Origin of the sequence: Echinicola marina, from assembly GCF_020463795.1 — a bacterium.
Taxonomy (GTDB): Bacteria; Bacteroidota; Bacteroidia; order Cytophagales; family Cyclobacteriaceae; genus Echinicola; species Echinicola marina.
On sequence record NZ_CP080025.1, the window covers coordinates 5,277,258 to 5,293,622 of the forward strand.

The 16,365-nt window shown below is 38.1% G+C and carries 14 protein-coding genes; 3 read left to right on the forward strand and 11 right to left on the reverse strand.

What is annotated here, in order from left to right:
* Positions 1-3,216 carry a UvrD-helicase domain-containing protein gene (locus KZP23_RS21455; RefSeq protein ID WP_226333858.1) on the reverse strand — a complete coding sequence of 1,072 codons (3,216 nt, stop codon included), beginning with the start codon at positions 3,214-3,216 and terminating at the stop codon, positions 1-3.
* A 192-nt stretch (positions 3,217-3,408) separates the two neighbouring features.
* Between KZP23_RS21455 and KZP23_RS21460 the strand changes: the two genes are divergently transcribed.
* On the forward strand, positions 3,409-4,140 hold the full coding sequence (locus KZP23_RS21460) for a YdcF family protein (protein ID WP_317198024.1): 732 nt from the start codon (positions 3,409-3,411) through the stop codon (positions 4,138-4,140).
* 24 nt (positions 4,141-4,164) lie between these two features.
* On the opposite strand, the gene KZP23_RS21465 is transcribed toward KZP23_RS21460, so the two are convergent.
* From KZP23_RS21465 to KZP23_RS21480, 4 genes are all read right to left on the reverse strand, one after another.
* Positions 4,165-4,626: a CBS domain-containing protein gene (locus tag KZP23_RS21465; protein WP_226333860.1), complete on the reverse strand. Its 462-nt coding sequence runs from the start codon at positions 4,624-4,626 to the stop codon at positions 4,165-4,167.
* A 298-nt stretch (positions 4,627-4,924) separates the two neighbouring features.
* Positions 4,925-5,665: a copper homeostasis protein CutC gene (locus KZP23_RS21470; RefSeq protein ID WP_226333861.1), complete on the reverse strand. Its 741-nt coding sequence runs from the start codon at positions 5,663-5,665 to the stop codon at positions 4,925-4,927.
* Positions 5,666-5,670: 5 nt separating this feature from the next.
* Positions 5,671-6,651 (reverse strand): isoaspartyl peptidase/L-asparaginase family protein, encoded by a 981-nt coding sequence (locus KZP23_RS21475; protein WP_226333862.1) that lies wholly within the window; start codon positions 6,649-6,651, stop codon positions 5,671-5,673.
* Between the two features lie 183 nt (positions 6,652-6,834).
* Complete coding sequence (locus tag KZP23_RS21480; RefSeq protein ID WP_226333863.1) at positions 6,835-8,676, reverse strand: tetratricopeptide repeat protein; 1,842 nt, start codon at positions 8,674-8,676, stop codon at positions 6,835-6,837.
* Positions 8,677-8,720: 44 nt separating this feature from the next.
* On the opposite strand from KZP23_RS21480, the gene KZP23_RS21485 reads away from it, so the two are divergent.
* A complete protein-coding gene (locus KZP23_RS21485) occupies positions 8,721-8,939 on the forward strand; it encodes a PspC domain-containing protein (protein WP_226333864.1) in 219 nt (72 codons plus the stop codon).
* Here the strand turns inward: KZP23_RS21485 and KZP23_RS21490 are convergent.
* The 4 genes from KZP23_RS21490 to KZP23_RS21505 all read right to left on the reverse strand — a co-directional run bounded on the left by KZP23_RS21490 (position 8,936) and on the right by KZP23_RS21505 (position 12,618).
* Positions 8,936-9,943, reverse strand: coding sequence for a glycosyltransferase family 2 protein (locus tag KZP23_RS21490; RefSeq protein WP_226333865.1), 1,008 nt, complete (start codon positions 9,941-9,943; stop codon positions 8,936-8,938). The two genes, KZP23_RS21485 and KZP23_RS21490, sit on opposite strands and share 4 nt — an antisense overlap.
* The gene (locus KZP23_RS21495; RefSeq protein WP_226333866.1) at positions 9,943-10,275 is read right to left on the reverse strand and encodes a YbaB/EbfC family nucleoid-associated protein; all 333 of its coding nucleotides are present in this window, start codon (positions 10,273-10,275) and stop codon (positions 9,943-9,945) included. Before KZP23_RS21495 ends, KZP23_RS21490 begins: the two co-directional genes overlap by 1 nt.
* Before the next feature lie 468 nt (positions 10,276-10,743).
* A complete protein-coding gene (hisS, locus tag KZP23_RS21500; protein WP_226333867.1) occupies positions 10,744-12,117 on the reverse strand; it encodes a histidine--tRNA ligase in 1,374 nt (457 codons plus the stop codon).
* 288 nt (positions 12,118-12,405) lie between these two features.
* On the reverse strand, positions 12,406-12,618 hold the full coding sequence (locus KZP23_RS21505; RefSeq protein WP_226333868.1) for a hypothetical protein: 213 nt from the start codon (positions 12,616-12,618) through the stop codon (positions 12,406-12,408).
* 651 nt (positions 12,619-13,269) lie between these two features.
* Between KZP23_RS21505 and typA the strand changes: the two genes are divergently transcribed.
* Complete coding sequence (typA, locus tag KZP23_RS21510; RefSeq protein ID WP_226333869.1) at positions 13,270-15,075, forward strand: translational GTPase TypA; 1,806 nt, start codon at positions 13,270-13,272, stop codon at positions 15,073-15,075.
* A 67-nt stretch (positions 15,076-15,142) separates the two neighbouring features.
* On the opposite strand, the gene KZP23_RS21515 is transcribed toward typA, so the two are convergent.
* Both KZP23_RS21515 and KZP23_RS21520 read right to left on the reverse strand, forming a co-directional pair.
* The gene (locus KZP23_RS21515) at positions 15,143-15,586 is read right to left on the reverse strand and encodes a hypothetical protein (RefSeq protein WP_226333870.1); all 444 of its coding nucleotides are present in this window, start codon (positions 15,584-15,586) and stop codon (positions 15,143-15,145) included.
* 192 nt (positions 15,587-15,778) lie between these two features.
* Positions 15,779-16,258, reverse strand: a complete 480-nt coding sequence (locus KZP23_RS21520) for a hypothetical protein (RefSeq protein WP_226333871.1) — start codon at positions 16,256-16,258, stop codon at positions 15,779-15,781.
* Positions 16,259-16,365: the final 107 nt, after the last annotated feature.

Here is a 16,365-nt window from a genome sequence, read left to right on the forward strand (position 1 = left end):
TCACTTTACTTCAATTATTTTCCCTGTTTCCAAATAACATAAATAGCCTTTAACCATTTTATGGCCCAATTCCTCTAGCAATGCTATATAGCCTTTCACCTGTTTGAAATATTGTTCCTTTTCCTCTCCCGTCTTAAAATCCACTACTATGGCCTTATCTTCTAACAAAATCACCCTGTCAGGTCGCTTTTGCATACCTCCAGGCAAAATGATGCCTTGCTCCGTCAGCATTTCTCCGGGGCCTTCAAACCAATCATTAAAAACCTTATTGGAAAACAGGTTTTCTAGTTGCTCCTCTACCATCAACATTTCATTCTTATCCAGTCTCCCCTCAAAATAATAGGACTGCAAAAAGCTAAAGGCTTCCTTTTTATTCCTTGATTGCTCCAATAACTCATGGATCAATAATCCGAAATTTCTTTTTTGTCTGTGTTTCAATCCCTCCTCACTAAAATCAACCGCATTGGTTTTCACCTTCAACAACTCAGACCAATCTCTATATTTCCAAGAAAATTGCGTAGTTGGGGAATACTGAACATTCTCAATATCCTTTGCTTCTTCCGGCCATTCCCCCCAATCAAAAAGCTTTTTCTCCGAATCATAAAACGTCGTCAAATCTTCCTTTTCAGTCCTTAATCGACCATTTTCGAAGATGAGCTTTATATTGTTTTCTATCGGATTTAAAGAAGGAGCAGTTTTAAGCGCCTTATATGGACTTAAGGTCCACAGCACCTCTTCTGCCCTGGTCAATGCCACATAAATCATGTTCAGGGTATCCAAATAAGACATGGTTACCTCCTCCTCATGAATAGGCTGAAAAACAGATTCAGCCAATTCTTTCCTCATAGTCAGGGGAATAATAGCCTGCATATTATGAGCTGAATCCTTAAATGGAGACCAAATGATATTGTCCTTTTTAAAATCCACTATTTCCCAACTCAAAAATGGCATTAGTACAACCTTAAACTGAAGACCTTTGGATTTGTGAATGGTCATTATGGACATGGCATTGTGCCCCTCGGGAATCTTGACGGTTCGTTTGGTGCTGTTCTCCTCCCACCAAGAAAGAAAACCTACTAAATCAGCTCGACTATTGAGCACATAATCATATACTGCTTCTTTGAAACCGGAGACATAGGCCAACTCTTCTTTCAATTCATAAAAATCTAGCAATACAATCAGTTCCTCCACCATTTCAAATAATGGCAACTGACTTAGTAAAGCTTGTTTTGATATAAATGCTTTTATTTTCTCTTCCAGCCAAACTGGATGTGCCTTATCACCAAAAATATCATGGCCTATTTCCTTTTGGTGCAAACTGCTCCAATAGAACCACATGGTTTGAAAAGGCACCTTATCCTCTGGATCTAATAGAAACTGTAAACCTGCAACCAAGGCTTTCACAGTGGCCGCCCTGTCCAGAAACATGGACTCATCTGAAACCACCTCGAAATTATAATTGAGTGCAGGATTTTCTGATTTATAGGCCATAAGCGCATCAGCAATCATAGCCCCCTCACTTTTTCTCCTGACCAAAAAAGCAATGTCCTTTGGTTCATACCCTTTATCCTGAAGTTGCATAACCATTTCAGGAAGCCTTTCAACCACTTTGTCTTTGAATTTAAGCTCCTCATGCCTGCTTTCTTCCAAAAACTCCATGCGCACTTTTCCTTTATAGGTCACACTTGATTTTCTCCCTGAAACCTTCTGGGCAACATCTTCATAGGCTTTAACGAGGATATCTCCGCCATCCAAACCTACCTGTTTTGAAAAACTCAACTGTAATTGCTCAGGCAATAACTTAAATAATGCATTATTGAAATCAACAATATTCGGTAAACTCCGGTAATTGGTATCCAGGTTTTTGACTGATATTTGCCTGTCCCCAATATCTTCCTCCACTTTTTCCAACAATAATTTCATATCTCCCCCGCGCCACCTATATATTGACTGCTTCACATCTCCAACCAAAAGGTTTTTATTTCCTTGGGCAAGTGAATTCTCTAATAGTGGTTTAAAGCTTTCCCACTGAAAACTTGAAGTATCCTGAAATTCATCTATCAAAAAATGACGATATTGATTGCCTACTTTTTCATATATAAATGGCGCATCATTCTCTTTGGTAATCTCTTTTAGAAAATCATTAGCATCAGAAATCATCAAAAGGTTTTCTTCGTCCTTGAAATCCCTTAATTCATCCAACAGGTTCCTAAATAAACCATAGGCATAAAAGTTTTTATTGATGGCTTCAAAAGTTAGCCATTCAGCCCGCATTGGAATCAATTTACCCCACATTTCTCCCAAACCAGCATAATAAGCGGAAAATATGGTATCCCTCAGCTTACTACTCTTGGTAGCCCATTTGGATTCATCATGGACCAGCTCTTTTTGGGGGCCTGTAAGCTCTGGAACAGGCTCTTCTTTTATACCTAGCTTGTCGAATTTACTGGCAAATCCTCTGGAAAAGTCAGACCATTCTAGCCCAAACTGCTGCCTGAGCTCATTGGCCTGTCTCTTTAATGCCAGGGCATTATCAACAATCTCCTTTCTCCTCTGCTCTAAATACTTCTTAAAAGCTTCTATATTTTCTTCATTAGACAGAAACTCCCTAATAAACTGCTGGTATTGTTTAAAATTTTCCGTGAATATTTCCCTGCCCAATGACTTGATATTAGCCCTGATATCCCAAGATTTACCATTCTGAATCTGAGTCAAAGCATAATCCACCAACCATTTATGTAAGTACTGATCTTCCAGCACATTTTGAACTACCCTATCCACCACCTGCTCCAAAACGGCCTCTTGATCAAGGGCAATATCAAATTTGGCCTGCAAGTCTATTTCCCTTGCAAAAGCCCGAACTACCTTTTGGAAAAAGCTATCAATGGTACTGACCGAAAACTGGGCATAGTCATGCAAAATAGCGCTGAGTACTTTTCCAGCCCTTACTTGCAGCTCCTGGGCATCTGTACCCAAATGTTTCATCAGCTCTTGATCCAAAAACTCGGTAGGATTCACCTCGATTTTTAGTCGGGCAAGTTCTTCTAAAATCCTACTTTTCATTTCTTGGGTAGCCTTATTCGTGAACGTCACAGCCAAAATAGACTTAAAGGCTGTTTCATTCACCAAAGCTAGCTTCAAATATTCCAAGGTCAGGGTATAGGTTTTACCCGAACCTGCCGAGGACTTATATATAATAAATGGCTTTTGATCCATGGACATTAAAACAATTTAGACAAAACAAGAGCATTTTTTCGGATTATAAAAATGAAGGACACAGACTGTCATATTTAATTGATGAGATAGCTTTAATTTAATATTAAAGCTTAATTTCATGCTTTGAAAAACTATTAATTGAATCTCAACCCTATGTTCTTTTATCTAGCCCAATTCCTCACATTTTTAGCAATGCCGCTTACCATAGTGATAGGCCTATTTATCCTTGCCTATTTATTTAGAAGAAAAGCATTGGGCAAAACATTTTTATTATCAGGACTTATCTTAACGCTTTTCTTTTCCAATCAATTTATATCCAATGCAGTCATGAATGCTTGGGAGCCTGATTTTGAACGAATAGCTGACTTGCCAACATACGAACTAGGAATCGTACTTACAGGTGTAACCAATCTGGACAAGACCGTTTATGATAGGACTTTTTTCAATAAGGGAGCTGACAGGGCAACCCAAGCCATGCAACTCTATAAAATGGGTAAAATAAAACACATACTCATCACTGGTGGACAAGGCCTCAACCCCACCAATCCCAATACAGAAGCAGAACTCCTGGCCGACTTTATGATGATAGCCGGTGTTCCTCCTGAAGACATCACCATAGAAAACAAAGCTGTCAATACACGTCAAAATGCCTCATTTACAAAAGACCTAATAAAAAAATCAGGTATTGATATTGAAAAAGAACACTTACTGATCACTTCCGCATTTCATATGGCCAGAGCCAAAGCATGTTTTGATAAAGTGGGCCTTAATACCAAAGCTTTCCCAGTGGATTACTATTCTCATGACATGAAATTAACCTTCAAATCACTGCTTACACCGTCTCCAGAAGGATTTGTAATTTGGCATAAGCTATTTAAAGAATGGATTGGACTGATAGTATACAAACTGGTGGGCTATATATAAAAAAGTAGTTTACTGAAAAGTAAACTACCAAGTTGTGGACTTGAGTTTTGGGATAGCCCTAATGATGTCGCTCAGACTTATTTGCCCAATCAGCTTACCCTCTTTTAAGACAGGGAACCTTCTGATTTTAAGTTCAAGAAACTTATGGGCAGCATCAAAAATGGTGAGTTCAGGATCCATCGTAATTACATCTTTGCTCATATGCTCCCTGACTTTTCCAGCGATCCTTGGTGAATTATTGTATTTTCCCTTAATGATCTCTTTTAAACAATCCACTTCTGATACTACTCCAACAAGATTCTGGAAATCATCCACTACTGGAGCTCCAGATATTTTCTTTTGGGTGAGTATTTCTATGACATAATCAATAGGATCATCAGGATGAAAGGTGACTAGATTTGTGCTCATATGATCTTGTACCAACACTGCTTGTGCTGGGGATTTCTTGGGCTCGGCTAGCCTGACTCCTTGAAAGCTTTTTACCATAATTTTTGGGTTTAGTGTACCCAATAATATAACAACAAATAGCTTCTAATCAAAACATAAAAAGACATCTACACAATTTTTCAACATAAAAAAACAACAAACAAGCGGATTACATCATTACTCCACTGCTATATATTTACCAAAAAATGACATTTTCACCCTATATAAATTAAATGACCTTTTGTAATAAAAAAAGTGGTTTCAATAGCTCTCTGCTAGTAAAACCACTTTCAATTAGTCTTAACCTCAGGTTTATTTTACCAAAACTTAAATTATCGGTAAAATAAAATCTCTGGCTCTATTTTATCACTTTCAAGAATTTATCAACCTCTTCCTTACTTACAGACAACACCCTATCTTGGTATTTTGGGACACTGCTTAAAACTAAGTCTTTATTCCAATACTCGCTAAAGGAATTCCTCCAGACCTTACAACTCGCATGAATTTCTTTAAGATTTCCAGAGGCCGACAGTGGTGCAACCAAATCAGGTTTCATTCCACCTCCAGGCATAATTACAATACGGTTACCTGCTTTCTTAATCAGCCTATTGATCATCTCCATACCTTCTGAGACAGTATTTTTCCCTCCTGATGTCAAAATTCTCCTAAACCCACATTCAATGACCGCTTCCAATGATTTTTCCAAGTTCCTTGATGCATCAAAAGCCCTATGGAAAGTACAAGGTAATCCTCCCGTAGCCTCTATCAATTGCTCGCAAGCTCCAATATTTACTTCTCCCAAAGGAGTCAAAACACCAAACACAAATCCATCAGCACCTAGCCCCTTGAGTACTTTAATATCTTCTTTCATCACTTCAAGCTCCTCACTGGTATAAACGAAATCCCCACCACGGGGCCTGATCATGACAAAAACAGGGATATCGACCTTTTCCTTGATAAGTTTCAAGGTACCTGCACTGGGAGTCTCCCCTCCTTCCAGAAAATCAGCACATAATTCCAACCTGTCAATACCATATTCGGCAGCTTTCAGGGCTGCCTCCACAGTAAAAACCGGAGCTTCTAAAATCAACGAAGACATATTTGTTAAAATTTACTTTTTGAATCAATCAATGATTTCCCACCTTGGTGATGCATGGCATAATTAAATCCTGGATGAACTGCGTAAGCTCCATGCTCCCCATCTTTATTCATCGCCAAGAAACCAGCCTGTATTCCTTCTATGCCCTTGTTCTTTCTTACAAGCCTTTTAACTGCTTCTTCACAGGCTTCCTGAGGCGTTCTCCCCTGACGCATCAATTCCACAATCAAGAAACTACCACAAACCTTAATGATCGACTCTCCCAAACCGGTTGCGGTCGCAGCACCAACTTCATTATCAACATACAATCCGGCACCAATGATAGGACTATCACCTACTCTTCCATGCATTTTATAAGCCAAGCCACTGGTCGTGCATGATCCGGCCAAGTTACCATCTTTATCCATACCAATCATTCCAATGGTATCATGGTTTTCAATATTGATTATAGGCTTATATTCAGATTTTTCCTTCCATTTTTCGTATGCCTTTTTGGCAGCAGGACTCATTTCTTCCTTTTCGATCGGCATACCTAATTCCATGGCATACTGACGCGCTCCCTCACCTGCTAACATCACATGCGGTGTATCTTCCATCACCTTTCTGGCCAATGAAATCGGATGTTTCACCTGCCTCACAAAACAAACTGAACCACATGAACCGTCTCCTTTCATGATCGAAGCATCTAATGTAACGATGCCTTCCCTATCAGGTAAACCCTGCAGCCCAACAGATAAATTCGTCAAGTCCGACTCGGTCACCATTACTCCTTGTTCCACGGCATCCACAATACTACCAGTTTCTCCTAAAACTTCCCATGCTTTATCATTGGCTGCCATTCCATGATTCCATGTTGAAAGGATCAATGGTTTGTGTTTCTCTTTTTTTCCTTTCGCTCTCAAAGACAAGCTTGGGCTCATGGTTCCAGGAAGAATCAGCGCTGACGACAATAAGGTATTTTTGAGGAATTTTCTTCTATTTGACATATTATACTTAAACTATAAGGTGATCTTTGTGACGAAAATTAGAAAATTTTACACAGAAAAAACATTTTTCGTTATACTATTTTTTTAATCAACTAAATCGATATATCAATATTTTTTCCTAAAGTATCAAAACAAAAAAGCACCTCATTGAATATGAAGTGCTTTTTATAATTATCTATCTTATCATCTTATCGCTTCCCTAAACTCAGGTTTTGAAAAATAGTCCTCAAATTCCATGTCTGTAGCAGCCCTTCTTTTAAGATAAGGACTTCTTTGAACAGCCTTTTTTAAATTCTCATAAAGTCGCTCCTCATCACTGTTCTCTGCGGCAACCATGGCCAATCCATAAAATGCATAACCAAACTCCATGTTTTGGAGGGCACTTTCTTCAAAAGCTACTCCTGCTTCAGCATATTCTTGGGCTAAATAATAGGCCAAGCCTTTATTGAAAAGGTTAGTAGCAGTTTCAGGCGCTTTATCTAATCGGATAGTGGCCAATTTATAATCTCCCCTGATAATGTCTATAGCTCCTCTTTTACCTTCATTGAAACTATTGAACACTGAATCTTCTCTCGAAAGGGCATTGGCTTTGGATATTTCCAAATAGGCTGCGCCATAGTCTTCCCACATCAAATATGCCTGCCCCATATTATGAGTAGCATAGGCGCTTTCCCTAAGGTCATTGGCCATCCTAAATAACTTCATGGCTTCATTCACCTTCCTATTCTTATCACTGACTTTGATCATTCTGTGTGCTTGGTTAAGGTAAACCACTCCAAGATTATTCAATGCCAATGCAGAACCTCTCTTCGCTAGCATTGCCTCATACAATAATTGCTTTTCATTTAATCCTGGATTAAATTCAGCTGCCCGGGCCAGTTCTGCCTCTGTCAACTCATCTCCTTCAGCCGTTCCATTGATGTATCTATTGGCTAAGGCTGAGATTTCTGGATCATCACGAAGTTCTTTATCCGTTGCAAATGCAACCTGTGCCATTTGCATTTCTGAAAACTTCTCTCTTGAAAACTGTTTGTAAGAAGGCAATTCCTTCATAGCAGTCACCTTTGAAGCATATGAATCATCCGCATAAATAATATCAAAGTATTTATCCCTTTCATTCATATCTATTTTGTCAAAGGTCCTTAAAAGGTACCTAAACATTAACCAGTCAGGCTCCTTTTTGATCAATTTAAACGTTATGTCACTTGTTTCAAAAGCATAGCCTGCTTTCTCCAAAGCTTCTTTTATATAAGTCTCTAGCGTTTGGGCACGTTTTGCTGCCAATACATCATAATTGGATTCGTCAGGTGAAGCCATCCCACTAATGAGAATTTCGTTGATTTCCTCTCCCTTGGAAACGAGTTCCTCCACCTGAGCTTCGAAAGCATCGTTATTAATAGCAGGATTTATATTTGATCCTTCTTTAGCAAAGAAAAATGCCGTTTCATGGGAGGACATATTACCAAACTCTCCTTCATAACTCATATAAGCACCCACTTCAGGAATATTTTCCCCCGGAGCAAACTGTCCCACTCTGCTTAGCTTAGGCGTACTGATTATTCCTTCTGCCAATTCAATATAGGGAGTAGTATAGCTTTTACCAGACTCCACCTCCTCCATCAAACCTTTCACTCTAAGTTTTCCTCTATCCATACCTTCCATATATGGAAATGACATCTTCTTGATGATTTCCACAGCTTGTCCTTTTCCGGCCAAATCTTCCACAGTAATTTCTATTTCTTCTAAAGGCAAGGCACCTTCTCCATATTCATATTCTGGCAAGAGCGTGTAATTACTTTTCTCAGAAACCAGTCCCCCGGGGATGCTGGCTTTCAAGGTAAACTGTATGGAATCCTTGTGCAGAACCAAAGGATCCCTATCCACAGAAATATTTGGCTTACCAGCCGTATCAAAAATGGAACGAGTATTGCAGGCTGAGAAAACCACTGTAATACAAAGTATTAAATACTTATAAGAATGTTTCATAATCTGTTTCAGCATGGACTGATTTATTGGAATATTCATTATATTTTCACTACTTTTATCACTTTAAATTAAATCTTATAAAAATGGAAAAACTGAAAATATTCTTCGAAGACAGGGCATTTGGCGTTTGTTCCAAATTAGGAGAAAGACTTAATTTCCCTATCGACAGCATTCGGTTGTTCTTCATTTACACCTCTTTTATCACCCTTGGCTCTCCGGTAATCATATATGTGGCCATGGCCATGATGATGAAAATCAGAAAGTATTTCAGAAAGAGTAATAACCCTATTCTGTTTGACTAAATCCGAGAGTATATTTTTTTCCTTTTCAGGTAGTAAGTCATAATGATTGAATAGACTTTTTTACCAGCATTTTGGAAAGGCAATTTTGATGCCAAAGGAAGTGTTTTTTGGATTTGATTCCGCATTTTGTAGAAGTCAATATAGGCTGAAACCACCTTTTTGGCATGATTGGTTTTTCCCCCTAAAAATAGATATAAGGCAGCTACTATATCAAACATGCCCCTCACCAACATCACTTTAATAAATCCCCAAGTACTGAGGTTTTTATATAGCATTAATAAATTGTTTCTGAAATTCAGGTAGGTTTTATAAGGACTGTTTCTAGACAAGGTACCGCCACCTACATGATAAACCCCCACTGCCCCTAGATAGCCTAGTTTATATCCATTAAGGTTCATCCTCCAACACAAGTCTATTTCCTCCATATGCGCAAAAAATATATCCTCAAAACCACCCATTTCATGGAATATTTCTGCACGAATCGCAAAACAAGCACCTGAAACCCAATCAACCTGAACCGTATCATCATATTGTCCTTGGTCCTTCTCAATAGTATTCAAAATCCTACCCCTGCAAAACGGAAAACCCAACCGATCTATATAACCACCTCCGGCTCCAGCATAATCAAAACACTCTTGAGCCTGCTGAGACAGTATCTTGGGTTGAACTGCAACATATCCAGCATGGACTTCAAGCCAGTCTACTAATTCAATATCCCAATTTGGGCTAACTTCAACATCCGAATTCAAGAGAATATAATAAGCAAACTCTCCTTGAATCTGCTTCAAGGCTTCATTATACCCTCCGCTAAAACCACTGTTAGAAGAAAGAATAATAGTACGCAATTGGGAAAATTGGGATTCCAAAAAATTTACTGATTCATCAGTGCTAGCATTATCAGCTATAATAATCTCAAAACTGCTGTTTTGAATAATAACGGGAAGGAATTTTTCCAACATTTCCTTCCCATTATAGTTCAGTATGACAATGGCCGCCTTTTTCATTAAACCATATTGCCAAAATCCATTCCTGGAATATTTGGCATCATGCCTTCTGTCGCCTTTTTCATTTCCTCTTTGATTTGTATCTCAATACTTTCATAGGCTTTATTAGTGGCTGCAACAATCAAATCCTTCAACATATCCTTATCATCAGGTGTAAAAAGGCTATCATCAATGATTATGTCCACTACTTTTCTGTGGCCATTTACTATTACCTTAACCATTCCTGCTCCTGCTTCTCCCTCGGCAGTAAGATGAACTAACTCGGCCTGCTTTTCCTTAATCTTGGCCTGAGCTTCCTTCACCTTATTCATGATATTCATAAAGTCAAACATATCTCAACTAATTATTTTTAGACCCAAATATAAACTATTTGCGAGAACTATTCGAGACAATGAAAAGCTAAAACCACCAACTCCTTCAGCATGCCATATAACCCTATTCCATATTCTCTTCATAAATAAAAGATTATCACCTATTAAACAAATTCCCCCTTCACCTTCTAACCATTACACCTTCTGAACAAAATTTCATAAAATTGAATAGAACCTTCCTTTTAAATGCATGCCTTGTATTTCTCAAAACATCTGTGTATAATCCATGTCTTCTGTAAGAAACACTTAAATGGTTTGGATTCAATGGTCCAATTGATTATAAAGAAAAGGGACCATTCACAAAAGTCTTTTCTGAAAAACACTCTTGATAAATTGTCCCATAATACCAAAACAGGACTGTCCCAGAATCCCTCCCTCCACTGAGGTAACGGCTATCACAGTATCAGACAGCCACCAAAAAATACAATCTTATTTTTCCTTAATCGCAAGAATGGCCTCTTCCAGACTAAGCATTCTTTGCTCCCCTGTGGCCAGATCCTTCAAGGCCACCTTATTTTGGGCAATCTCTTCTGATCCGATCATCACGACAAACGGAATCTGCTTTTTATCAGCATAATTGAATTGCTTTTTCACTTTGGCATAATCAGGATAAATCTCTGTCGCTATTTCAACTTTTCTTAGCTGATTTAAAACATTCAAACCGTAATTCCTGCCCTCTTCATCAAAATAACCTATCATCACAGCGGTAGACTGCATTTGATCCTCTGGAAATAAGCCCAACTCCTCCAATACATCATAAATCCTATCCACTCCAAAAGAAAATCCAACCCCAGAAACTCCTTCAAGGCCAAAGACTCCTGTGAGGTTATCATATCTTCCACCTCCACTAATGGAGCCAATGGAAACATTGTTTACCTTAACTTCAAATATCGCTCCTGTATAATAAGAAAGGCCTCTGGCCAATACCACATCTAGCTCCACATGACTTTCATCCTCACCTAAATGCTTCAAAATTTCGAGCACTGACTCTAATTCCTCCACTCCTTTCAAACCCTCCTGACTAGAAGTCAAAAAAGATTTTAAAAATGATAGCATCTCTTCGTTGTCTCCTTTAAGATGAATGATCGGAGCCAATTTAGCCACAGCATCATCGGTAAAACCTCTTTGCTGCAATTCTTCCTGAACCTTTTCCCAGCCAATTTTATCCAATTTATCAATAGCAACACACAATTCTGCCTCTTTTCCTGGCTCACCGATCACCTCAGAAATTCCAGTCAAAACTTTACGGTTATTGACCTTGATATCATAATCGCTAAGCTTCAATTGGGCCAAAACCCGTCTGATCATCAAAAGAATTTCAGCCTCACAAATCAAGCTATCCGTACCGACCACATCGGCATCACATTGGTAAAACTCCCTATACCTCCCCTTCTGCGGCCTGTCTGCCCTCCAAACTGGCTGAATTTGGAATCTTTTAAATGGAAATGTCAACTCATTGCGATTCATCACCACATACCTGGCAAAAGGAACGGTCAAATCATACCTCAGCCCTTTTTCTGCCACCTTTGGCAATACATGACCAGTACCTTTTTCCAAATCTTCCTCTTTTACCTTCTTCAAAAAGTCCCCACTATTCAATATCTTAAACAACAATTGGTCACCTTCATCACCATACTTACCTGTCAATACAGATAGATTCTCCATAGATGGGGTTTCGAGTTGTTGATAGCCAAATAGTTTGAAGGTAGCCTTGATGGTATCAAGAATATAGTTTCTTCTTGCCATTTGTGTAGGCCCAAAATCTCTCGTTCCTTTTGGTAAAGTTGGTTTCTGGATGCTCATGAATGCTAAATTTTGCCCAAAGGTAAAAAATCTATCCAATTAAGAGAAAAAATTATCTCACCTGAAAACCCACCTTATTATACTTTCTTTCCTGAAACATGAAGTGAAAGCCTTGACCAAACAATCATCTGAAACATATACCCAATATTCAAAAAGTTAAAAAGCGGCCAGACAAAAAAGGCCGTACACCTTTTTATAGCGTACGACCTAACTTTTGATGTCCTCAACATTTTTCAATCAATTACAAAATGTAAAATTTTTACATAAAACGAATTTTCAACCTTTAGATCACAATAATAACACACTTCTGATCCCTTCAGCTAGCTTCTGACCTAGTGAAGCAACCTCTTCATTCCCCATAGCTTCTTTCTCTATGGATTTTAATGAAGTCTTTCTTCTAATGATTTCCCAAACGTTGTCTTTGGCTTCTCTTTCACTTCCCGCTTCAGTATGAATCTGAAACTCAATATCATTAATCTCAATTTTAATCAAGTATTTCATGACTACAGGTGTTTAATTACCCTAAAACAAAAACAGTCGCATTTTTTACACTTTCGTGTCTCCTACCGGCCACCCCGGCACCTAAATAACAGTAAAAATAATTATTTTTGTATTTTAAAACTACTATTATGTAGTTTGTAAATATATACAATAATTATTTAATTCCCATAGCTTCTCATTTTTTCCTTCAATTATGGGACATTATACTTATCCGATTATACGATTTAAACATATAATTGGATTACTTTCTGTAAACAAACTGTTCCAAAAACTGTACCAATAACATTCAAAGGCCTCATTAAATACCAGTTTATCAAGCAAATCCTGACTTCATCATCTCTCTATTTGTCTAGCTATCTAGGTAATTTTAAAGTTTTTGTACTGTTACAACTATTCTAGTCGGTTCCCCTTCTATTTCAATTAAAGGAGCTCTTTTAATTCCGATGAGTAAAGACAATAATTGATCCTGAAAAATGGTTGAGATGCAATTGCTCACTTAAGTTAAAAAGTATGGATGATGGTCTTTCTTAATTGAAACCGGCTTTATTGCAAACAATAAGTTTTTAAATCCTTGATTCAACAAACTTTACATTCTCTTAATTATAATACCAAATATTCTTTGTACTTTTGCAACTTAATTTAATTCTTACCATGCAGAATATTCGTAACATCGCGATTATCGCACACGTTGACCACGGCAAAACTACACTCGTGGATAAAATCATTCACGCGTCTAAAATCTTCCGTGAAAACCAGCAGTTTGATGACTTGATCCTAGATAATAACGACTTGGAAAGAGAAAGAGGAATCACCATTCTATCCAAGAACGTATCAGTTAGATATAAAGATACCAAAATCAACATTATCGATACTCCAGGTCACGCCGACTTTGGTGGTGAAGTGGAACGTGTGTTGAAAATGGCTGATGGGGTAATCCTATTGGTAGATGCTTTTGAAGGGCCAATGCCTCAAACCCGTTTTGTATTGAGCAAAGCTTTGGACCTTGGCCTTACCCCTATTGTAGTGGTAAACAAAGTAGATAAGCCCAACTGTCGTCCTGACGAGGTACATGAAGCCGTATTTGACTTGATGTTCAACTTGGATGCCACTGAAGAGCAGTTGGATTTCGTAACCATGTATGGTTCTGCTAAGAACAACTGGATGGGACCTGATTGGAAAGAACAAACAGATTCTATCCTTCCACTATTGGATGCCATCATTGAGCATATACCTGCTCCTCAGATCGAAGAAGGAACTCCTCAGATGCAAATTACTTCTTTGGATTATTCCAACTTTGTGGGAAGAATAGCCATTGGTAGAGTAAAGAGAGGTACTTTGAAAGAAAACGCACAAGTTTCCCTTTGCAAAGCCGATGGATCTATCAAAAAAGTAAGAATCAAAGAACTTCATGTATTTGAAGGACTAGGTAAAAATAAAGTTCAGGAAGTTAATGCAGGAGATATCTGTGCCATCACAGGTATTGAAGATTTCGAAATCGGTGATACCATTGCTGATCTTGAAAACCCAGAACCACTTCCAAGAATTTCGATCGATGAGCCAACTATGAACATGCTCTTTACGATCAACAACTCTCCATTCTTCGGTAAAGAAGGTAAATTTGTAACTTCTCGTCACTTAAGGGACCGTCTTTTCAAAGAAATGGAAAAGAACCTTGCCCTTAAAGTTCAAACTACTGATAACGAAGATAAATTCATCGTTTTCGGACGTGGTATTCTTCACTTGTCAGTATTGATCGAAACTATGAGAAGGGAAGGATATGAATTACAAGTAGGACAGCCTCAGGTAATTTATAAAGAAATCGACGGAGTAAAACACGAGCCAATCGAATCATTGGTTGTGGATGTACCTGAGACTACTGCTGGGAAGGTAATCGAATTGGCTACTCAACGTAAAGGTGAACTTTTGGTGATGGAGCCAAAAGGAGATCTTCAGCACTTGGAATTCCAAATCCCTTCAAGAGGCTTGATCGGATTGAGAAACAATGTACTTACTGCTACCCAAGGTGAAGCGATCATGAATCACAGATTTATCGCTTATGAACCATTCAAAGGCCCGATTCCTGGAAGAACTAATGGTTCTTTGATCTCTATGGAATCTGGTCCAACTACTGCTTATGCAATTGATAAATTGCAGGATAGAGGGGTATTCTTTGTGGATCCAGGAGAAGAAATCTACGGTGGCCAGGTGATTGGAGAACATTCCAGAGACAATGATATCGTGGTAAACGTACAAAAAGGCAAGAAATTGACCAATATGCGTGCTTCTGGTTCAGACGATAACTCTAAAATTGCTCCAGCTAAGAAATTCTCTTTGGAAGAATCCATGGAATATATCCAAAAGGATGAGTACTTGGAGATCACTCCTAAGAGCATGAGAATGAGAAAAATCTACCTTGACGAAGGTGAAAGAAACAGAATGGCGAAAAAAGATGCTTAATTAGCAGCACAGCCACTCTTAATATAATAAAAGCCTGTTTAAGTTAAATTAAACAGGCTTTTTTCATTCATTTTTTCTCAAAATAGTAAATTGGTCCATCAGCCATATTTGGACAACTTTTGAAAAGTTCACCTTGATGTGTCAACACAAACTCTTCTTTATCCTCACTGCAAAGCCAGGCCCTATTCACTTCAGTAGTATAATCCAAGGTTATGTAGACCTGTGCCATACTTGAATCTCCCATCTCAGCCTCTTTGTAGGTATAGTTACCACTAATCTGAAAGCTTTCGTCTTTTCCTTCACGTTTTTTCACAAAAGAACCATCCTTATTGAAAACATACGTTTCAAAATAGTCAAGTTCTTCTGCAGACAACTCTCCTGACCAGCCACTATTTGCTTTGCTAAGCTCCCACTCTCCACGAATAGCAGCAGCTGGTTCAAACTCCTCTTCTTTACAACTCGAAAAGAACAAAACTAAAATCACATAAGGCAAAAACAGCTTTTTCATCATCTATAAATTAAGACCTCTATTTAATTCATTTATATACAAGTAATGGCACCAGAATGTGTTTCCATAAAAAACGCTTACACAAAAATATCAGAATTAATTACTTAAACCTGTCTACCGCTTTTAGGTAAATCTGTGTAATCCGTGAGAAATAAGATTACTGGTGTAAAAACAGATAATTATATAATTCTAATATCATTTTTTCTTCTCGTAATACATGAAAAGCCCATCACATGGTGCCCAGCTGATATTAGCCAGTTGTCCTTCTTTTGAGATATATAGCGATTCTTTCTCTATATCCTGGCTAGTACAATTATAAGCTATGTCATCACCACCTGTAAAGGAAAGCACCACAACCCCAACATATTCTTCTTCAAACTCCTCAGTAACCTCTTTTATCACATAAGTACCTGTTGCCTCAGCATGAAAACCCTCATAATCCACAGTTTTTATAAAAGTACCTTCATTGGTAAAAGTATAGATATCTTTTCGGTTTAACTCCTCAGGCTCAGGGGAATCTTCCACTTTAAAGCCCCCACTTACTTCTACCAACTCCCAATCTCCAGTAACGAAAGATATACTGGGGTCAATAATAATTTCCGGATCTTCCCCTACTTCAGAGCAAGCAAAAATCGAGGAACAAAACAAAAAACTTATCAAAAATAGATTTCTCATAATAATAAATTGGTTTTATAAACCTATACGGAATACAAGATCACTATGTCTCAAAAAACATAAAAAAATAAGGGCAACCATTTGATTGCCCTTAATTATGAATATTC